Genomic DNA, 18,883 nt, shown 5'->3' with positions numbered 1-18,883 from the left:
TGCCTCGGCCTCAAGCTCTTCGACGCCGTGCTGGCCGAGGCGGCGGCCCGCGGGTCGGCGGTGGTGGAGCGCGGAGAGGCGCGGCACCCCGCGGCGGCCGTCTCCGCCCTGGCCGCCGAGGAGGAGGCGGCCGCCGGCCTCCTGCCGCTGCTGCACGAGCAGGCGCTGGCGCCCTCGACCGTCGCCGAGCTCGCAGCCTCGGCCGGTGTCGACGCCGGCGTCGCACGCAAGGTGCTCTCAAGGCTGGCCGCGTCCGGCGCGGTCGTGCGCGTGGGCCCGGAGCTGCACTTCGACGCGGCGGCGATCGCCGGGGCCCGCGCCCGCCTGGAGTCGTTCCTCGCCGACAAGCCGGGCGGAGCCACGGCCGCCGAGCTCCGCGACGTTCTACGGGTCTCGCGCAAGTACGCGATCCCGCTGCTGGAGTACTTCGACGCCCAGGGCGTGACCCGCCGCGAGGGCGACCTGCGGGTGCTTCGCCGGGCGTGATGCGCCCGGCTCAGCCCGCCTCGGCCCCGCCGAGCAGTTCGGCCAGCGCGCTTCGCAGCCGGTCGGCGGAGAACGGCTTGACGAGGTAGCCGTCGGCGCCGCTCTCGAGACCGCGATCGCGGTCGGCCTCGGTCCCCTCCGCGGTGAGCATGATGACGCGGCAGCCCGCGGTCTCGGGACGCTTGCGGATGAAGCGGAGCACCTCGAAGCCGTCGAGCTTGGGCATGACCACGTCGAGCAGCACGAGGTCCGGCCGCTCCCGCACGGCGGCCTCGATCGCCGCCTCGCCGTCGGCGGCCTCGATCAGCTCATAGCCCGCGGTCCGCAACGCGGCGCTCACGAGGAGCCGGATGTGGCGGTTGTCGTCGGCGATCAGGACCTTGGTCATAGCCCCCTCCTGATGCGCTTACTTTCGTCGCGTGGTACCCGTTCACCTTCCCCGTTCTCCGTAGCTGATGGAAGGTGAAGCCCGGGAGTGCGTCGAAGTGACAACCGAGGACGCGCCGCGTCGCGTTCGACCATGCACGTCGATGGGGGTAGCCGGTGGCTGACGAAGGGAACAGGCGGCGTAACCACGGCCTGCGGATGCTGCTCGCCGGCGCCGGGGAGGGGCTGCTGGTCATCGGCGCCGACGCCGTCGTTCGTCTGATGAACGAGACCGCCGAGGAGATGTTCGGCGTGAAGCGCGCCGAGGCGGTCGGCTCTGAGGTGGAGGTCCTCGGCAGCCGGGAGATCGCCGGATCGGTCCGCAAGGGGCTCGAGGCGGGCAAGGGCGGCAGGGCGCGCTCGGTGCGCACGGAGGTCGGCTCGCGCCACCTCACCTGCATGGTCCGGCCGTTCGAAGGCGTGCCCGTGGAGGGCGACGAGGGCGACGAGGCCGAGGACGGGGTCGCGATCACGATCCGCGACGACACGGAGCTCGTCGAGTGCCGGGAGCGCGCCGAGGCGGTCCTGGCGAGCACCGGGGACGGCCTGATCGTCCTCGATGCCGACGGCACGGTCGGCTACGCGAACCCGGCGGCCGTCAGCATGCTGGGCGCGAAGGTGAAGCGGGCCGTAGGACGGCAGGTCCCCTTCGCGACGCTCCTCGGCGAGGAGGGCGAGGACCCCACGGAGGCGGCGAGGTGCGGCGAGCGCACCGTGCGCGAGATCGTGGTCGAGAAGCCCGAGCACCGGGTCATCGAGGTGCGCACCAACCCCGTCAAGGGGCGGCACGACGAGTACCTCGGCTGCGCGATCAGCCTGCACGACGTGACCGCCGAGCGCGAGATAGCGCAGATGAAGAACGAGTTCGTCTCGACGGTCAGCCACGAGCTGCGCACGCCGCTCACGTCGATCAAGGGCTACGTGGACCTGATCCTGGACGGCGAGGCGGGCGAGATCAACGAGATCCAGCAGGAGTTCCTGTCCATCGTGCAGGAGAACTCCGACCGCCTCGTCGCGCTCATCAACGACATGCTGGACATCTCGCGAATCGAGTCCGGCAGAATCCGCCTGAAGCGCGAACCGCTCCAGCTCGTCGACGTCGCGCTCGGCGCCGTCGAGACGTTCCGCACCCTGGCGGAGGGCGCCGGCATCGAGCTGGTCGTCAAGCTCCCCGAGGACCTGCCCAAGGCCGCGGGGGACCGCGACCGCATCGGGCAGGTCATGATGAACCTCATCAGCAACGCCATCAAGTACTCGCCGGGCGGAGGAACGGTGACCGTGCGGGTGCGCAAGGACCGCGACCGCATCATCACGAGCGTCACGGACACCGGCATCGGCATCTCCAAGAAGGACCAGAAGAAGCTCTTCTCCAAGTTCTACAGGGTGGACTCCAGCCTCACCCGCGAGATCGGCGGTACCGGTCTGGGCCTGTCGATCTGCAAGAGCATCGTGGAGCTGCAGGGCGGGCGGATCTGGGCGCGCAGCGAGGAGGGGGAGGGCTCCACGTTCAGCTTCGCGCTGCCGATCGCGCCCGCCGAGCTCATCCGGACGCCGTACCTGCAAGGCCCGTTGGAGGGGGGCGGCACCGTGCTCGTCGTGGACCGCAGCCCCGAGGTCGCCGACCTGGTCGAGAAGTACCTGCGCAAGCGGGGCTACGAGGTGATCAAGGCGTATTCCGGCGCGGAGGCGATGAGGCAGGCCCGCGAGCACAGACCCGACGTCATCACGCTCGACGTCATCCTGGACGACGTAGACGGCTTCGACCTGCTGGGGCGGCTGAAGGACGACGAGTCCACGGCCGACATCCCGGTGGTCGTGCTCTCGATCGTCTGCGACGAGGGCAAGAGCTGCCGCCTGGGGGCCGCCGAGTACCTCGAGAAGCCGATCCAGTCCGACCGGCTGGTACAGGTCGTCAACTCGCTCGTCGGCAAGGTGAGCTCGCCGCTCGCGCTGATCGTCGACGACGACCGGGCCATCGTGGACGTTCTGGCCAAGACCCTGCGCGGCAAGGGCTTCGCCGTGCAGTGCGCCTACGACGGCGCCGAGGCCATGCAGGCGGTCAAGGCCCAGAAGCCCGACGTGATGCTGCTCGACCTGAAGATGCCCGTCAAGGACGGCTACCAGGTCATCCAGGAGGTCAAGTCCGCCGAGGAGACCCGCGGCATCCCGATCGTCGTCATGACGGCCCACCGCATCGACCGCGAGCGCATCGACATACTCGCCCAAGCCAGCGAGCAGATCCACAAGCCCTTCGACGCGGCGGCCATCGCCGAGCGGGTCGAGGAGGTCCTGACGAAGAGGGCGGAGGGAGCCGCGTGAGCAGGATACTCGTGGTGGACGACGAGCCGCACATCCGGCGCCTCGTGGCCTTCTCGCTCGAGAAGGCCGGCCACGAGGTGTTCGAGGCGGCGGACGGCATCGTCGCGATCGAGGCGGCGGCGACCGAGCAGCCGGACCTAATACTGATGGACGTGATGATGCCCGTGATGACCGGCTACGAGGCGGTCGAGCGGCTGAAGGCGCAGGAAGCCACGCGCGGCATCCCCGTGGTGATGCTGTCGGCCAAGAGCCAGAAGACCGAGGTGGAAGCGGGCATCCAGTGCGGGGCGGAGCGCTACATCTGCAAGCCGTTCACGCCCAAGGAGCTGATCGAGCAGGTGGCGCGGCTCCTGGACCAGGGGTAGGGCCGAGGCAGCCGGGAGAAGCGGGCCGGGGACGGCCCGGGGAACGGGAGGGGTCGGTAATGGCGAAGATACTCGCGGTCGACGACGAGCCGTCCATCGTACGGCTCGTGCAGGCCACCCTGAAGGCCCGCGGACACGAGGTGGTCACTGCGGGCGACGGGCAGGAGGCGCTGCTCAAGGCGCGCATGGAGAAGCCGGACCTCATCGTGCTCGACATCATGATGCCGCTGCTGGACGGCCACGAGACGCGCAAGCGCCTGAAGGCCGATGCCGCGACCAAGGACATCCCCATCATCTTCGCCTCCGCCGTCGGCGAGCTCTCGCAGCAGCTCGACACGATGGAGGAGGGCGACGAGGACTACATCACCAAGCCGTTCAAGCCCTCCGAGCTCGCCGAGCTCGTCGCCGACACGCTCGACCCCGCCAAGCGCGAGGAGCTGCGCAAGAACCGCCGTCAGCGCAAGGCGAAGCTGCGCACGATGGTCGAGATCATGCACCGGGACAGGGGGGCCTAGGGTCCCGGCGCCGCCCGGCCGGCACCGGACTTCGCCCGCGCCGGCGGTGTCCGCCCGGCGGCTCCCCCTTTGACAGCCCCCACCGCCCCCGTAGAATACGCGGCGGAGGCGAATGGGTCCTGGTGGGCCCCGCGGTCTTCAAAACCGTTGTGGGGCGTGAAGAGCGTCCCGGGTGTGTTCGATTCGCACACGCCTCCGCCACACACAAGCGCAAGCGGCCCCGCCTCGACACGGAGGCGGGGCCGCTCGTCGCGTCGGCTCGTCCGGGCGGGGCCTAAGGGAGGATCCCGGTGAGGCGCGCCAGCAGCGTGGGCGTCTGCGCGACCGCGTGCGCGGTCCCGGAGGCCAGCTTGGCGGCCTCGCGCGCGAGGCCGGCGTCGGCCTCCCGGGTGGCGTCCGCCGCGGCCTTCTCCTCGGCCGCTTCCGCGGCGGCCTTCGAGGCGGCGGCCCGGGCGGCCTCCTCGGCGGCCTCGGCCTGGACGGCCGCCTCAGGACCGAGCGGGCCGTCCAGTCGGTACGGCTTGTACTTCTCGCCCTGGAAGCGGTAGGGGTACGGAACGACGCGCTTCACGGCGCGGTCCACGCCGCTCTGACCCGTCTGCTCCAGCGCGACGTAGGTGGTCTTGTCCTGATCGGCCCAACCGCCGAAGATCACGGCGTGCCGCAGCGAGTCGCCCGAGCCGTTGAGCATGATGTCGCCCGGCTTGAGCATGTCCTTGTCGATGCGTCGCGAGACCTCAGGCAGGCTCCGCGTGGTGAGCGACTCGTCGAGTCCCCACGCCATCGACACGAAGCCCGAGCAGTCGGTGCGGTAGCCCTCGTGGTACCGCGCCTGGCTGTAGGGGACACCGTGCTTCGTCCAGCGCTTCGCGCGCTCGAGCACGACCTCGCGCTCGCGGTCGGTCGGGCCGGGCAAGGCCGCCGCCGTCGCGGGGGCGGACGCGCCTCCGGCCAGCGTCAGCGCCAGCGCCGTCACCAAGGCCCGGCGGATCGCATGCTGGGTGAACGTCAGCGTCACGTCGTCTCCTCCTGGTCCTCCGACGTACGGTACGGAGGCTCCCAGGAGCGAGCCGGATGCCAGGCCGGCACCGGCGCAGGTAGGGCCGACGCCGGAGAGGGCGCTGCCGAGAGAGGTCTTCCGCGGAGACGGCCCGCGGCCTCAGCCGCCGTCGAAGACGAACTTCTGCTGGGCGGCCGCGGCCACCGGCGCGCCCGTCCTCCTGACGACCAGCAGCGCCAGGTCGTCGTCCAGGTGCCCGTCCGAGAAGCGCAGGACCTCCTCCAGGACCCCGCGCGCCCGCGCCCACATGTCGTAGGCCTCGGGCATGCGCGCCACCGCCTCGACGAGCCGCTCCTCGCCGAAGAGCGTCTTCCCGCGGCGCGCCTCGGTCAGGCCGTCCGTGTAGAGGTACAGCGTGTCCCCGGTCTCCAGCAAGGTCTCCGACTGCGAGAAGCCCACGGCGTCGAACGCGCCCACCATCGGCGAGTTGGGGCCGAGACTGCACACCGTGCCCTCCCGCCGGCGCAGCAGCGCCGTCGTGTGAGCGGCGTTGCAGTAGACGAAGCGGCCGTCGCGCCTGTCGAGCATCCCGAAGAACAGAGTCACGAACGACTCCGGCGCCGATTCGCGGAAGACGGCGTCGTTGGTGAGCCGGACGGCCTCGGCGGGCGTGCGCCCCGGCTCGCGCGCGTGCGCCCTCACCGTGTTCTTCACGAGCGAGGTGAGCACGGCCGCGTCCACCCCCTTGCCGGACACGTCTCCGATCAGTACGCCCACCAGGCCGTGCGCGAGCTCGAAGACGTCGTAGAAGTCGCCGCCCACGCGGGCGGATTCGGTCGCCGAATGGTAGAGGTGGGCAAGCTCGACGCCTTCCACGTCCTCGGGCAGGGAGAGCAGGCTCTCCTGCAAGGTCTCGGCGATGAAGCGTTCGCCCTCGTAGAGGCGGGCGCTCTCCAGTGCGAGCGACAGCGACGCGGCGAGCTTGCGCGCGAAGTCGACCTCCGCGTCCCCGAACGTGTGCGGCTCCCGATGCCCGAAGAACTGGACGCCGAACGAGCGCGACCGCGCCTTCAGGGGCAACAGGATCAGCGACCGCAGCTCCAGCAGCTCGAGCCGCTCGCCGTCGACCCGGCTCTCGCGGTCCACCCGGTCCATGGGCAGCGGCTCACCCTTCCGCAGCGCCTCCTCGGTCGCGGAGGCGTCGGAGAGCGTGCTCTCGAGCGCCCGTGCCTGGTCGTGCGGCACTCCCTTGGAGACGGCGAGTGAGGCCCGTTCACCGTTGAACAGCAGGGCGCCGCCGACAGGTGCGTGGAGCACGTCGGCGGCGAGCGCGACGGAGTGTTCGAGCAGCTCGTGGGGGTCGAGCGTGGCGTGCAGGATCTGGTTGATGCCGTCCAGCGCCTCCCCGAGCCGGGCCGTCTCGCGCATCTCCTGCACCAGCATCGCGTGACGGACGGCGACGGCCGCCTCCGATGCGATGGCTGAGGCCAGACGAGCCTCGCGCTCGGTGAAGCGCGTCTTGTGACCGGGGTCGAAGACCTTGATGTAGCCGAAGCGATCCCCCTCCATGCCCAGGGGGACGAAGAGCAGGTTCACCACTCCATGCTCCTCGGCGATCCGTCGCGCCTCGGGCGAGGAGTCCTGCTCCACGTAGGAGAGCACCGCCGTCCGGCCCTCTTCGATGGCCCTGCGCATCTCCGGACTGAGCTCCTCGACCGGCCTGCCGCCGCCCGGGCAGGCGACGCCCTCGGCGGCGAGGGTCCGGACGCTGCCGGTACGCGCGTCCAGGACGCTCACCGTCACGCAGCACTGCCGGCAGACCCGCCTCACCACGCGGAGCAGGGTGGCGAGCACCTGCTCGAGGCCGAACGAGGCGTTGAGGGCCTCGGCGGCCTCCAGCAGCGCGTTGACGGTCCTGAGCTCCTCGGCCACCGCGGCGCGGGCGGTCTCCTCGGCGCGCAGCCGAGCGGCGTTGTCGATGGCGAGCGACACGCTGGCGCCGAACTTGACCGCGAACCGGACCTCCGCGTCGGTGAAGCGGTGCCTGTCACCGTGCCAGTTGCAGAAGAGGAGCCCTGTCGGCTCGCCCCGCATCCTGAGAGGTATGACGATCACGGAGGTGATGCCGTGCTCCTCCATGAGACCTCGTTCCGTCCGCGGGTCCGCCGACGCGTCCTCCACCGCTACGACCTCGTCCGCTTCCGCCGCGAGAACGCCGTGCGGCATCCGCTCCTGCGGCAGCCGGTTGCCGCGCGCCTCCGGCGGGAACCCGTGGACGGTGCGCACGAACCAGCCCTCCTCGTCGCGTAGCGCGACCGCGCCCGAGCCGGCGCCGAGCGCCTCGGCCGCCATCCGCACGACGTGGTCGAGGATCTCCTCGATGTCCCGTTCGGATTGGATGACCTCGTTGATGTGGGTGAGGGCGTCCTGGAGCCGCACCGTCTGCCGCAGCGCGTCCTCGGCGCGGGCGCGGCCGGTCACGTCCGAGACGCTCAGGACGGCGTAGGGGACGCCTTCGACCTCGACGCCGCTGCCGTCGAACGTGAGGAGCCGTTCCGTCGGCGTGCCGTTGGGGCCGGGCAGCACGAACGGCTGCTCCTCCGCGCGGAAGGTCCCGCCACGCCGGAGTGTCTCGACGAGCCGGGAGAGGAGGCCGCGCCGGGCGAGGTCCGGCCAGGAGTCGGCGAGAGCGCGCCCGGCCATCCCCTCGGTCCGGGCAAGGCGTTCGCACTCCTCGTTCGCGTACACGCACGTGAGGTCGGGGGCGCGCACCACCGCGACCCCCGAGCCGCTCGTCTCGAGTGCGGCGCGCAACAAGGCCTGCGGCAGGACACCCTCTGCCAAGTCGCCCTCGGGCATCTCCGGCCCTTCGCGTCCGGGGACGGGTGCGGCATCCGTGGGCGGGCGGCGCCGGTCCTCCCGCACCTGTTCCGTTCATACCCGTTCACCAGCGTCGGCGTGGACGGCCGCGCCGCGAGCGGGGGCGTCGGGTATCCTCATGTGAGGTCGCCGAGGGAGGTGCCAGATGGACGCGATGGAGGCTATCGCGACGCGGCGCAGCATCCGCCGCTTCACGGGTGAGCCGGTCACCGAGGAGCACGTCGAGGCGCTGCTGCGCGCGGCGATGGCGGCGCCCTCGGCGGGCGACCAGCAGCCGTGGCGCTTCGTCGTGATGCTCGATGCCGGCACCAGGAGTGCGGCGGCGGAGACCAGCCCCTACGCGCGGATGCTCCCCGACGCGGGGCTGGGCATCCTCGTCGCGGGCGAGCTGGCGGCCGAGAGGCACGAGGGCATGTGGGTCCAGGATTGCGCCGCGGCCGTGCAGAACATCCTGTTGGCGGCGCACGCGCTGGGCCTGGGAGCGGTGTGGCTCGGCTACCACCCGCGCCCGGAGCGCGAGCGCGCGATCGCCGAGGTGCTGGGGCTGCCGGAGAGGGTCGTGCCCTTCGCGGTGGTCGCCGTCGGTCATCCCGCCGAGGAGAAGCCTCCGGCCGAGCGCTACGAGCCCGCCTACGTGCATCGGGAGCGCTGGTAGCCGCCGTGCGGGAGCCCGCGGACGGCTTCGTGCTCGAGGCGGGCGCGCTGCGCGTCGCGCTGCCGCCCGGTGGCGACGAGGTGCTGCGCGGCGCTTCTCTCGCGCTGCGCGCGGGGGAGGTCGTCGACCTGGCCGGGCCTTCGGGCTCGGGCAAGACCACGCTGCTGCGCGCACTCGCGCGGCTGCTGCCCGGCACGCGCGGAGAGCTCGCGCTCGACGGGGTCCCCGCCGCCGAGACGCCCCCGGAGGCGTGGCGCGCCCGCGTGGCCCTCGTGCCGCAGCTGCCCGCGGTATGGCCGGGGACCGTGGAGGAGAACCTGACGATGCCGTGGCGCTTGAAGATCCGCGCCGCCTCGCCGCGGCCGGACCGCGATGCGCTGCGCCGGGCGCTGGCCGAGGTCGGGCTCGCCGACGTGGAGCCCGAGCGCGACGCCGCGCGCCTGTCGGTGGGGCAGAAGGCCCGCGTGACGCTGCTGCGCGCCGCGCTCACGTCGCCTCGCGTGCTGCTGCTCGACGAGCCCGACGCCAACCTGGACGACGACGCCGCCGACGCCGTCGCGGCCTTCGTGGCGCGTTTCGCCGCGCGCGGGGGCGCCGTGTTGCGCGTCCGCCACCTGCGGCGTGGCGCCCCGCCCCACCGCCGGCTCCGCCTCCGGGACGGTCAGGTGAGGGAGGTGCGGGGTGCCTGAGACCGGCGGCGTCATCCCGATAGGGACCTTCGAGCTGGCGCTGGCCACCGGGTTCATCGTGGTGGTCGGCGCGATCTCGCTCGCACTCGGCCTCGGGCTGGTGCGCGACCTCGCGGTCGCCACGGTGCGCACGTACCTGCAGCTCGCGGCGCTCGGCTTCGTGCTGCGCTGGGTGTTCGGCATCGACAGCGCGTGGCTCGTCCTCGGCATCCTGGCGCTGATGGTCCTCGCCGCGGCCTTCACCGTGCTGCAGCGGGCGCCGGACGCCCCGCGTGGCGTGCTGGGCAGCTCCGTGGTCGCGATGGCGATCACGGGCTTCACGGTGACGTTCGCCGTCACGGGGCTCGTCGTCCGCGTCCAGCCCTGGTACCTGCCGCGCTACGTCATCCCCATCGCGGGCATGGTGCTCGGCAACTCGATGACGGGCATCGCTCTGGCCCTCGAGCGGCTCTTCGCCGACCTCGAGGCGCGCGCCGCCGACATGCTGGCCGTGACCGCCCTGGGCGCGACCCCGTGGGAGGCCGCCTCATCTTCGGTGCGCTCGTCGCTTCGCGCCGGCCTGATCCCGACGATCAGCTCCATGGCCGCCGTCGGGATCGTCTTCATCCCAGGTATGATGACCGGGCAGATCCTGGCCGGGGCGGACCCGCTGCAGGCCACGGGCTACCAGATCGTCGTCATGCTCATGGTCGCGGCGGCCACCGCGCTGGGCTCGGTCGTGGCGCTGCTGCTGACGTATCGGCGGCGGTTCAGTGCCGAGGGCGTCTACCTGGAGAGGGGGTTGAGGTCCGATGCCCGATGAGCGAGCGGCACGGCGCCTGCCCGAGGAGCGGGCCCCGGCCCCGCGGGAGCGCGGCGGACCCGCGCGCTACGCGCGCATCACCAACGACTTCGCGCACGACATGGCCACGGGGACCTGGGCCGCCTGCCTGCTCGTGCTCTGGGTGCTGGCGGGCAGGGCCGGGGAGGCGCCCCAATCCGCGGCGGTCGCGATCGCGGACGCGATGAGGGCGGTGTGGCTCTTGCTGTGGGCCGCGCTGGCGGTCCTCGGCGTCACGGGCCTCGCGCGGCTGGCGTACTGGCGGCGGCGCACGCCGGCCGCGGACGTGGCGGCGAAGCGGCGCGCGCTCGCGGTCAAGCACGCCGCCTTCCTGGCGGTCTACGGCGGCGGCACGGCGTGGGGCTGGAGCCTGCTGCCGTGAGGGGCCGCGCGAGCCGCACGGCGGGCATGACGGCCGGGGCCGCCGCGGGCGGGGAGTGCCGCGCGGCCGACGGTCATCGGCAGGTCCGGGCGGGTATGAGCGCGAAAAGAGCGGAGGGACGAAGGAGAGGGATGACCGGCTTCGAGCTATACCTCAAGCGCAACTCAGCCGCGTTCGGCCGGTACCTCGACACCTTCTTCGAGGACGGCCTCCATCCCGACATGGAGCGGTACCTCTACGGCATGATCCGCGAGTTCACCGCCGGCGGGGGCAAACGCCACCGGCCGCTGATCTGTCTGCTCGCGTGCGAGGCCGTCGGCGGGGACCCGGAGCTGGCGCGGGGAGCGGCCGCGGCCATCGAGCACTTCCACACCGCCGCGCTCATCCACGACGACATCGAGGACTGCAGTCTCACCCGGCGCGACCAGCCCTGCGTTCACGTGGTGGAGGGCGTCGGGCTGGCGATCAACGCCGGCGACCTCGCGCTGTCGCTGGTGACCGGGACCGTGGTGCGCGACCAGGGGCTGGACGACGCGACCAAGCTGCGCGTGCTCGGCGAGCTCATCGACATGACCACGCGCACGATCGAGGGCCAGGCGCTGGACATCGGGTGGGCGCGCGACGAGAGGTTCGACCTCACGGTGGGCGACTACCTCGTGATGGCCAACCACAAGACGGCGTACTACTCGGGCGCGGTGCCGCTGGCGGTCGGAGCCATCATCGGCGGGGGCGCCGACGAGCAGATCGCGGCGCTGCGCCGCTTCGGGATGGCAGCGGGGCTCGCGTTCCAGGTGCAGGACGACGTGCTGAACCTGGTGGGGCGCAAGGAGGCCGTCAAGAAGGACTTCCGCAGCGACGTCACCGAGGGGAAGCGCACGCTCGTGGCCATCCACGCGCTGGAGAACTCTCCCGAGCGCGAGCGCCTGCTCGGGATCCTCGCGGCGCATACGGACGACCCGGCGCTGCTGGCCGAAGCCGTGTCGATCATGGAGCGTGGGGGCTCGATCGAGTTCGCGAAGGCGTACGGACGAGACCTCATCCTGGAGGCCAAGGAGGGGCTCGCTTCCTCCCTTCCCGCCACGCGTGCGCGGCGCCTGCTCCTGGAGATGGCCGACTTCTTCGTGCAGCGCAGCTCCTAGCCTGCCGGCCTGGCCGAACGGCAGGAAGAGCAATCCGGCCCTCCTTCCCGCGGACGATCGGCAGGGAGGGGCGCCGGCATGAAGGCGGGCAGGACTCGCCGCAGCGTTCGGGTATCCATCCATCGACACGCCCCCCACCGATCGGAGGCCCCCCGATGAGAGCCGTCCCCGTGTCCGAAGGCATCACATGGGTCGGAGCCGTGGACTGGAGCCTGCGCGACTTCCACGGCTACGAGACCCCGCGCGGGACCACGTACAACGCCTACGTCGTGCGGGGGTCGGACAAGACCGCTCTCGTCGACACGGTGAAGCTCGCGTTCGTGCCCGAACTGCTCTCGCGGCTGGCCGAGGTCGTGCCGCCGGCGGCGGTCGACCTGATCGTGGTCAACCACGTGGAGCCCGACCACAACTCCGGCTTGCGCGAGGTCATGGATGCCTGTCCGAACGCCCGGGTGGTCGCGAGCAGGGCCGGGGTCACAGGCGTGGCGGAGCACCATGACGGCCTCGGGGTCGAGGCTGTGGGCCCCGGCGAGGTCGTCGACCTCGGCGGCAGGACGCTGCGCTTCATGCCCGTGCCGATGGTGCACTGGCCCGACTCGATGTTCACCTACTGCCCCGAGGTCCGCACGCTCATGCCCAACGACGCGTTCGGGCAGCACGTGGCGTCGGCGGAGCGCTTCGCGGACGAGGTGGGGCTCGACCTCGCGCTGGCCGAGCTCGGCGTCTACTACGCGAACATCCTCATGCCGCTGGGCAAGCAGGTCGCCTCGGCCGTGGAGAAGGTGGGGGAGGCCGGCTGGGAGCTCGACGTGGTCGCGCCGTCGCACGGCGTGATCTGGCGCGGCGAGGCCGTCGGGCGCGCAGCCGAGGCCTACGGGCGCTGGACGGCCGGCACGCTGAGAGGCAAGGTCGTGGTCGCGTTCTCCACCATGTGGGGCTCCACGGACGTGATGGCCCGCGCCGTCGCCGACGGCGCAGCCGAGGCCGGTGCCGAGGTCACGCTCCACGACCTCGCGGCGAGCAGGATCGCCGACGTGACCTACGAGCTGCTCGAGGCACCCGTGCTGGCCTTGGGCAGTCCCACGCTGCATCACGGCATGCTCTACCGCGTGGCGGGCTACCTCCGCTACCTCGCCGGCCTCGAGCCGCCCGGCCGCGCCGCAGGCGTGTTCGGCTCCTACGGCTGGGGCGGCGGCGCCTGCAAGGAGATGAAGGGGCGGCTGGAGGAGATCGGCTTCGACATGCCCTTCGAGGCGCTCACGCTCAAGTACCGCCCCACCGCCGAGGACGTCCGGCGTTGCCGCGAGTGGGGGCGGGAGCTGGGCCGGGAGGCGAAGGCAAGGGCGGGGGCGTAGGGAGCGGGTCCGAAGGCCATCGGGGAGAAGGCCTACCGGCTCCCCCCGCGGCGCCACTCCGCCAGCGCCTTCGCGGCCTCGTCCACCGACAGCGCGGCGGGGGGCGCGTCGGCCTCCGCGGCGCGCAGCGCGGCGAAGAGCTCCGCCAGCACGGGTGGGCGGATGTTCGAGCGGCGCATGAGCCCCGCCTGCTCGAAGAGCTCCGCCGGCGTGCCGCGCATCGCGATCGTGCCTCCGGGCGCGAGCACGTAGGCGTAGTCCGCCAGCTCGGGGACGGTGTCGATGTCGTGCGTCGAGATGATCACCGTCACGGCGCGCTCGCGCGCGAGCCGCGTGAGCAGCCGCACGAGGTGCGCGCGCGACTCCGGGTCGAGTCCCTCCAGCGGCTCGTCCAGCACGAGCAGCTCGGGCTCCATCACGAGAGCGCCGGCCAGCGCGACCTTGCGCTTCTCTCCGCCCGAGAGGTTGTGCGGCACGCGGCCCGCGAGATCCTCGATCCCCAGCAGCCCCAGCACCGCCCCCACCCGCGACCGCACCTCGTCCTCGGGCAGCCCGTACTGGCGCGGAGAGAACGCCACGTCGTCGGCGACCGTCGGTGCCAGGAGCTGCTCGTCGACGTTCTGCAGCACCACGCCCACGCGGCGCCGGATCGAGGGCCACTCCCGCGACGGGTCCACGCCGAACACGCGCACCGTCCCCTCGGTGGCGCTCAGGAGGCCGAGGATGTGGTAGAGCAGCGTCGTCTTGCCGGAGCCGTTCGGGCCGAGGACGGCGACGCGCTTGCCGCGGTCGGCGATGAAGTCGATGCCGCACAGGTGCACGGTGGCGCCGTCGCCGTACGTGTGGCGCACGCACGAGACCAGCACCACGTCGTCGGCGGTGGTCGGGGTCGGCCCGGAGCCGACGAACGGACGGGTCTCCTCGCTCACGCGCGCCTGCCTCTCGCGACCAGGCCGGCCAGCAGCGCGAGCGCTCCCGCGGCCGCCGGCATCCAGCTGTACGGGTTGAGCTCGGCGAACCAGAACCGCCAGGCGACGCCCGCCGCCAGCAGCGCCGTCGCCGCGCCGATCATCGCCGCGTCCCGCGCGGGCGAGTCGGTCCTCGGCAGGGTGACGCGCAGACGGCCCTCGTAGCCGCGCAGACGCATGACGTCCCATTGGCGCTCGGAGAGGTCGAAAGAGTACAGCAGCAGGCCGCTGAGAGCGGTGGCCGTCGCGCGGACGGCGCGCAGCGGCTGTCCGCGCGACAGGCCGGCGCGGAGCCGCACCGCGCGAAGCAGGTCGCCGGACTCGTCGATCAGCAGGAACAGCGAGCGGTACGTGACGAGCAGCGCGTCGCCGACCAGCGTCGGCGTCACGCGCTGGATGGGTGCGAAGACCTGCGGGTACGGGGTGGTGAAGACCACGATCACCGCCGAGAGCGCGGCCGTGACCGCTTTCAGCACGATGACCGCGCCGGTGAGCGCGTCGGGTGCCGCGGCGAAGGCGAAGATCAACGCGAACACGGCGGGGTACGCGGCGAGCCCGAGGACCGGACGCACCGGGAGCCGCGCGGCCGCGACCACGCCGAGCAGCGTCAGCGACATACCGAGCACCACCAGCGCGTTCCAAGTGAGCACCACGCCGAGGAGCACGCACGCGAACGCGGCGAGCTTGGCCAGCGGCGAGGCGCGGTGCAGGAAGGAGCGGCCCGAGGTGGCCGAGGCGTCGATGACGGCGACGGAGATCATCGCTTGACCTGCTCGTCGCCCAGCGGCCCGCGGCGCCCGCCTCCGCCCTCGAGCAGCGCGGGCCTGACGCGCGCCACGAAACCGAGCACGCCCGCGGTGATGGCCGCCTCGATCACCCACCCGATGGGGCCGAGCGTGTAGACGACCGTGGCGAAGCGCCGCACCGACAGCGCTCCTCGCTCCTCCTCGGCATCCTCCTCCTCGGGCGCGAGGAGGCCGACCGACAGCACGCCCTCGGCGAAGGGAGCCTCGAACGTGAGCGAGCGGGGATCCAGCGCGCCGGTCTCGCGGGCGGTGGCCTCGCCGCCTCCGGCGAGGGCGACCAGCCCCACGAGCAGCGTGGTCGTCACCGCCAGCGTCCCCACGGTGGCCGACCCGGCCGCGGGCGCGACCCGGCCGCGCAGCAGGCGGCGCAGCGAGGTGAAGAGCGCCCAGCCCAGCACCATCTCCCCGGAGATCATCAGCGTGTTGAGCCCGAGGACCGTCACGCCGCCGTGCCCGAGCATGGCGAGCACGACCTCGATGATGAACGCCGCGACGACGGCCAGCCGAGGCCCCAGCAGCGCTCCGCCCACGACGGTGAGGTTGATGTGGTAGGCGATCGGCACTATCTCGCTCGACATCGAGACGAGCATCAGCGCGGAGACCACGCCGAGGAGCGGGACCTTGCGGCGTTGTTCCTCGGTCGCTCTCCCGCGACCCGCGAGCGCCACGACGCCCAGCGCGAGCAGCCAGCCGGCGATCCACAGCCAGGGCGGCAGGACGCCGTCGGGGATGTGGATGTGGGACACTAGGCCACCTCCGAGCCTCGCGGCGCGCATGCCGGGCAGAGGCCGTAGATGGTGACCTCGTGGCTCGTGACGACGTAGCCTGCCTGCTCCGCTCCGCCCAGCGCGCCGGCGGCCAGCGGGCAGGCCGCCTCCGCGACCGCCCCGCACGAGGTGCACACGAGGTGGTGGTGGTGGCTGTCGTATGCGCAGCGGATGTAGAGCGTGCTGCCCGCACGGGATCCCACGGCCTCGAGGAAGCCCGTGGCGGCGAGCGCGGCGACCGCGCGGTAGACGGTCGCGACGCCGATCCCCGGGCGCGTGCGCGCGGCCGCGCGGGCGAGCTCGTCGATCGTGAACGCGCTGGACATCCCGCAGGCGCACTCGGCGATCGCGCGGCGCTGCGCGCTCACGCGCCCGCCCCCGAACGCCGCGGTCAGCTCCTCCTCGCGCACCTCGCCTCTCCTCGCGTGCCGGTGCTTCCTGAGAACCGTTCTCATTCCCGCGCAAGAAGATACCACCGGGAGGGGAGGCTCAAACGTAGGCGGAGGTGCGGGGGCCGCGCCGCTTGCCTGACGGGCCGTCTCGTATCAGCATGGAGCCATGAACGTCCAGCAGCTCAGAGCATTCGTCATGGTCGTCGAGCACGGCTCGTTCTCCGAGGCCGCACGGGTGCTCCGTCTCTCGCAGCCCGCGGTGACCATGCAGCTGCAGAGCCTGGAGTCCGAGGCGGGGGCCACGCTGCTGGACAGGCGGTACCGCGGTGTCGAGCCGACCGAGGCCGGACGGCTGCTCCTGCCCTACGCGCGCCGCGTGCTCGCCGAGCTCGAGGAGGCGCGCGACCGGCTCGAGGAGTTCTCCGGCCGGGTCACCGGCCGCCTCACGATCGCCGCCAGCACCACTCCGGGGCAGTACGTCCTGCCGAGACTGCTCGGCGGATTCCTAGCCGAGTTCCCCGAGGTCGGCGCCACGCTGCTCGTACACGACACCGCCGAGGTGGTCGAGTCCGTCGAGGGCGGCGAGGCCAACATCGGCATGACCGGAGCCCGCATCCCCGGGACCCGCGTGCACTTCGAGGAGGCCGGCGACGACGACCTCGTGCTCATCTGCCCGCCGGGCAGCCCGCTGGCGGCGGAGGGTGTCACCCTGGCCGAGGTGGTCGAGCAGCCCTTCATCCTGCGCGAGCGGGGCTCAGGGACGCGGCTCGTGATGGAGGAGGTCCTGCGCGAGGCGGGCGTCGACCCCGGCGACCTGGACGTGGCGCTCGAGCTCGGCACGAACGAGGCGATCGTGAGCGCGGTGGAGGGCGGGATGGGCGTCGGCGTGGTCAGCCGATGGGTGGCCGACAAGGCGCTGCGCCTCTCGACCGTGGCCGAGGTGCCCGAAGCGCGCTTCCCGGTGCGCCGCCCGCTCTTCGTGGTGATGCCCCGCTCGGGGGCCACGCGCGCCGCCGAGGTCCTCCAGGGGTACCTTCGCGAGCGGCTCGGGGGAGGCACCGAGCGCGTCGCCGAGGCCGAGGGCGGAGCCGCGGACTCCTCCACGGGCGGCTGAGGGGCGTCCGCCTCGGCGTCCCGACTTGACGCCGACCCCCTTCCTGGTCCTAGATACCAGTCAGGCGCGATAGCGCCTCTCCGAGTCCGGCACTCCTGCCGCGCGAATGGTCCCGCGCAACGGAGGCCGGACCGACAGGGTCGCGGGGGAAACCCCTCGGCCTCCCGTACTCGGAAAGGAGAGCACATGAAGGACCGCTGGGAGAGGCACGCCCGTATCACCTCCGCGCTCGTCGTGTCGCTGTCGCTCGCGCTCGCGCTGGCCGGCTGCGGCCGGGGCGCCGAGGGGGGCGGCGACGGCGGGACAGGCGCGCAGGCGAGGACGCCGGTGGTCCTCGCATCCACGACTTCCACTGAGGACTCGGGTCTGTTCGACGTGCTCGAGCCCGCCTTCGAGGAAGCGTACCCGGCTTACGACCTCCAGATCACCGCGGTCGGCACGGGGCAGGCGCTCGAGATCGGCAAGAACAAGGACGCCGACGTGCTGCTCGTGCACGCCAAGGCCGACGAGGAGGCGTTCGTGGCCGAAGGCTTCGGCACGCGGCGCACGGACGTCATGTACAACGACTTCGTGATCGTCGGTCCGGCGGCCGACCCGGCCGGCATCGGCGGCACGGGTGACGCGCCGGGGGCGATGAAGCGCATCGCCGACTCGGCTGCCGTGTTCGCGTCGCGCGGCGACGACTCCGGCACCCACAAGAAGGAGCTCAAGCTGTGGGAGGCGGCCGGCGTGGAGCCCGAGGGCAAGGCATACCTCTCGGCCGGCCAGGGCATGGGCGAGACGCTCAAGATCGCCGCGGAGAAGCAGGCCTACACGCTGGCCGACCGCGCGACGTGGCTGTCGATGCGCGGCGCGCTCGATCTCGAGCTGCTCCTGGAGGGCGATGACGACCTGTTCAACCAGTACGGCGTCATCCCGGTGACGGACGCGAGCAATGCCGCCGGGGCACGGGCCTTCGCCGACTGGCTCGTCGGCGAGGACGGTCAGCGCGTGATCCGCGAGTTCGGCGTCGAGACCTACGGCGAGCCGCTCTTCGTCCCGAACGCTCCCTAGGAGGTCGGCGCGCACGTGCTCGATTTCAGCATCTTCGGTATCGCGTTCCGCCAGGCGGTCGAGCTGCTCGCCGCCGGCGCGGTGGATCTGTGGACCATCATCATCACGTCGCTGCGCGTCTCGGCGACCGCTACGCTGATCGGCATGGTAGTGGGCGTGCCGATCGGCTTCCTCCTCGGGGGGACGCGGTTCGTGGGACGGCGGCTGCTGATGGTGCTCACCAACACCGGCATGGGGCTGCCTCCCGTGGTGGTCGGCCTGTTCGTGCTGATGATGCTGTCGCGCAGCGGCCCTTTCGGCTTCCTGCAGATGCTGTACTCGCAGGAGGCGATGGTGATCGCTCAGGTGGTCATCGCGACCCCGCTCATCGTCGGGGTCACCGCCGCCGCCGTCGCCGCGGTGCCCAGGGAGCTGCGCCTGCAGGCCCGCTCCCTGGGCGCCGGGCGCGTCGCCGAGGCGCTGTTGACGATCCGCGAGGCGCGCCTCGGCGTGATCGCGGCGATCGCGGCCGGCTTCGGCGGCATCATCTCCGAGGTTGGGGCGGTGCAGATCGTCGGGGGGAACATCGAGGGGCAGACGCGCGTGATGACCACCGCGATCGTGCTCGAGGCCCGGCGCGGCAACTTCGGCCTCGCGCTCGCTCTGGGGCTGATGCTCATCGGCCTCGCGCTGCTGGTGAACGTCGTGCTGACGTCCTACCAGCACTCCCACGAGCGCTACGAGCGGGGCTGAGGCCGATGAACGGCGATGCG

20 protein-coding genes, 1 tRNA gene and 1 riboswitch are annotated in these 18,883 nt (G+C 72.2%); of the genes, 14 read left to right on the top strand and 7 right to left on the bottom strand.

The window, feature by feature from the left end; genetic code table 11:
• The coding region (locus IBX62_04695) for a SelB C-terminal domain-containing protein (GenBank protein ID MBE0476381.1) at positions 1-486 on the top strand (486 nt) is incomplete at its 5' end.
• Positions 487-496: 10 nt separating this feature from the next.
• Here the strand turns inward: IBX62_04695 and IBX62_04690 are convergent.
• A complete protein-coding gene (locus IBX62_04690; GenBank protein MBE0476380.1) occupies positions 497-874 on the bottom strand; it encodes a response regulator in 378 nt (125 codons plus the stop codon).
• 155 nt (positions 875-1,029) lie between these two features.
• Between IBX62_04690 and IBX62_04685 the strand changes: the two genes are divergently transcribed.
• From IBX62_04685 to IBX62_04670, 4 genes are all read left to right on the top strand, one after another.
• Positions 1,030-3,231: a response regulator gene (locus IBX62_04685; GenBank protein ID MBE0476379.1), complete on the top strand. Its 2,202-nt coding sequence runs from the start codon at positions 1,030-1,032 to the stop codon at positions 3,229-3,231.
• Positions 3,228-3,596 carry a response regulator gene (locus IBX62_04680; protein ID MBE0476378.1) on the top strand — a complete coding sequence of 123 codons (369 nt, stop codon included), beginning with the start codon at positions 3,228-3,230 and terminating at the stop codon, positions 3,594-3,596. Before IBX62_04685 ends, IBX62_04680 begins: the two co-directional genes overlap by 4 nt.
• Positions 3,597-3,655: 59 nt before the next feature.
• The gene (locus tag IBX62_04675) at positions 3,656-4,111 is read left to right on the top strand and encodes a response regulator (protein MBE0476377.1); all 456 of its coding nucleotides are present in this window, start codon (positions 3,656-3,658) and stop codon (positions 4,109-4,111) included.
• Between the two features lie 104 nt (positions 4,112-4,215).
• A tRNA-Sec gene (locus tag IBX62_04670) sits at positions 4,216-4,312 on the top strand.
• A 73-nt stretch (positions 4,313-4,385) separates the two neighbouring features.
• Here IBX62_04670 and IBX62_04665 read toward each other — a convergent pair.
• The gene (locus tag IBX62_04665; protein ID MBE0476376.1) at positions 4,386-5,129 is read right to left on the bottom strand and encodes a hypothetical protein; all 744 of its coding nucleotides are present in this window, start codon (positions 5,127-5,129) and stop codon (positions 4,386-4,388) included.
• A gap of 141 nt (positions 5,130-5,270) precedes the next feature.
• On the bottom strand, positions 5,271-7,970 hold the full coding sequence (locus IBX62_04660) for a SpoIIE family protein phosphatase (protein ID MBE0476375.1): 2,700 nt from the start codon (positions 7,968-7,970) through the stop codon (positions 5,271-5,273).
• A 166-nt stretch (positions 7,971-8,136) separates the two neighbouring features.
• On the opposite strand from IBX62_04660, the gene IBX62_04655 reads away from it, so the two are divergent.
• From IBX62_04655 to IBX62_04630, 6 genes are all read left to right on the top strand, one after another.
• Entirely contained in the window at positions 8,137-8,646 is a 510-nt protein-coding gene (locus tag IBX62_04655; GenBank protein MBE0476374.1) for a nitroreductase family protein, read from the top strand.
• 5 nt (positions 8,647-8,651) lie between these two features.
• Entirely contained in the window at positions 8,652-9,335 is a 684-nt protein-coding gene (locus IBX62_04650) for an ATP-binding cassette domain-containing protein (GenBank protein MBE0476373.1), read from the top strand.
• A 13-nt stretch (positions 9,336-9,348) separates the two neighbouring features.
• On the top strand, positions 9,349-10,137 hold the full coding sequence (gene fetB / locus IBX62_04645) for an iron export ABC transporter permease subunit FetB (protein ID MBE0476372.1): 789 nt from the start codon (positions 9,349-9,351) through the stop codon (positions 10,135-10,137).
• Complete coding sequence (locus IBX62_04640; protein ID MBE0476371.1) at positions 10,127-10,537, top strand: hypothetical protein; 411 nt, start codon at positions 10,127-10,129, stop codon at positions 10,535-10,537. Before fetB ends, IBX62_04640 begins: the two co-directional genes overlap by 11 nt.
• A 95-nt stretch (positions 10,538-10,632) precedes the next feature.
• Positions 10,633-11,676: a polyprenyl synthetase family protein gene (locus IBX62_04635; protein MBE0476370.1), complete on the top strand. Its 1,044-nt coding sequence runs from the start codon at positions 10,633-10,635 to the stop codon at positions 11,674-11,676.
• A 155-nt stretch (positions 11,677-11,831) separates the two neighbouring features.
• Positions 11,832-13,031, top strand: a complete 1,200-nt coding sequence (locus IBX62_04630) for an FprA family A-type flavoprotein (protein MBE0476369.1) — start codon at positions 11,832-11,834, stop codon at positions 13,029-13,031.
• A 32-nt stretch (positions 13,032-13,063) separates the two neighbouring features.
• On the opposite strand, the gene IBX62_04625 is transcribed toward IBX62_04630, so the two are convergent.
• The 4 genes from IBX62_04625 to IBX62_04610 are packed head-to-tail and all read right to left on the bottom strand — an operon-like array spanning position 13,064 to position 15,982.
• Positions 13,064-13,960 carry an ABC transporter ATP-binding protein gene (locus IBX62_04625; GenBank protein ID MBE0476368.1) on the bottom strand — a complete coding sequence of 299 codons (897 nt, stop codon included), beginning with the start codon at positions 13,958-13,960 and terminating at the stop codon, positions 13,064-13,066.
• Entirely contained in the window at positions 13,957-14,760 is an 804-nt protein-coding gene (locus IBX62_04620; protein MBE0476367.1) for a hypothetical protein, read from the bottom strand. Before IBX62_04620 ends, IBX62_04625 begins: the two co-directional genes overlap by 4 nt.
• Complete coding sequence (locus IBX62_04615) at positions 14,757-15,551, bottom strand: energy-coupling factor ABC transporter permease (GenBank protein ID MBE0476366.1); 795 nt, start codon at positions 15,549-15,551, stop codon at positions 14,757-14,759. The genes IBX62_04620 and IBX62_04615 overlap by 4 nt, the downstream gene beginning before the upstream one ends.
• Complete coding sequence (locus IBX62_04610; protein MBE0476365.1) at positions 15,551-15,982, bottom strand: transcriptional repressor; 432 nt, start codon at positions 15,980-15,982, stop codon at positions 15,551-15,553. Before IBX62_04610 ends, IBX62_04615 begins: the two co-directional genes overlap by 1 nt.
• A 148-nt stretch (positions 15,983-16,130) precedes the next feature.
• Between IBX62_04610 and IBX62_04605 the strand changes: the two genes are divergently transcribed.
• From IBX62_04605 to IBX62_04595, 3 genes are all read left to right on the top strand, one after another.
• Entirely contained in the window at positions 16,131-17,078 is a 948-nt protein-coding gene (locus IBX62_04605; GenBank protein ID MBE0476364.1) for a LysR family transcriptional regulator, read from the top strand.
• Between the two features lie 66 nt (positions 17,079-17,144).
• Positions 17,145-17,275: riboswitch (molybdenum cofactor riboswitch) on the top strand.
• On the top strand, positions 17,265-18,131 hold the full coding sequence (locus IBX62_04600; GenBank protein ID MBE0476363.1) for a substrate-binding domain-containing protein: 867 nt from the start codon (positions 17,265-17,267) through the stop codon (positions 18,129-18,131). (Overlaps the previous riboswitch by 11 nt.)
• A gap of 30 nt (positions 18,132-18,161) precedes the next feature.
• Positions 18,162-18,863: an ABC transporter permease gene (locus IBX62_04595; GenBank protein ID MBE0476362.1), complete on the top strand. Its 702-nt coding sequence runs from the start codon at positions 18,162-18,164 to the stop codon at positions 18,861-18,863.
• Positions 18,864-18,883 lie beyond the last annotated feature (20 nt).

The sequence above is a fragment of the Coriobacteriia bacterium genome (assembly GCA_014859305.1).
GTDB lineage: Bacteria > Actinomycetota > Coriobacteriia > Anaerosomatales > Kmv31 > Kmv31.
This window is presented reverse-complemented; position numbering and strand designations above follow the sequence as displayed.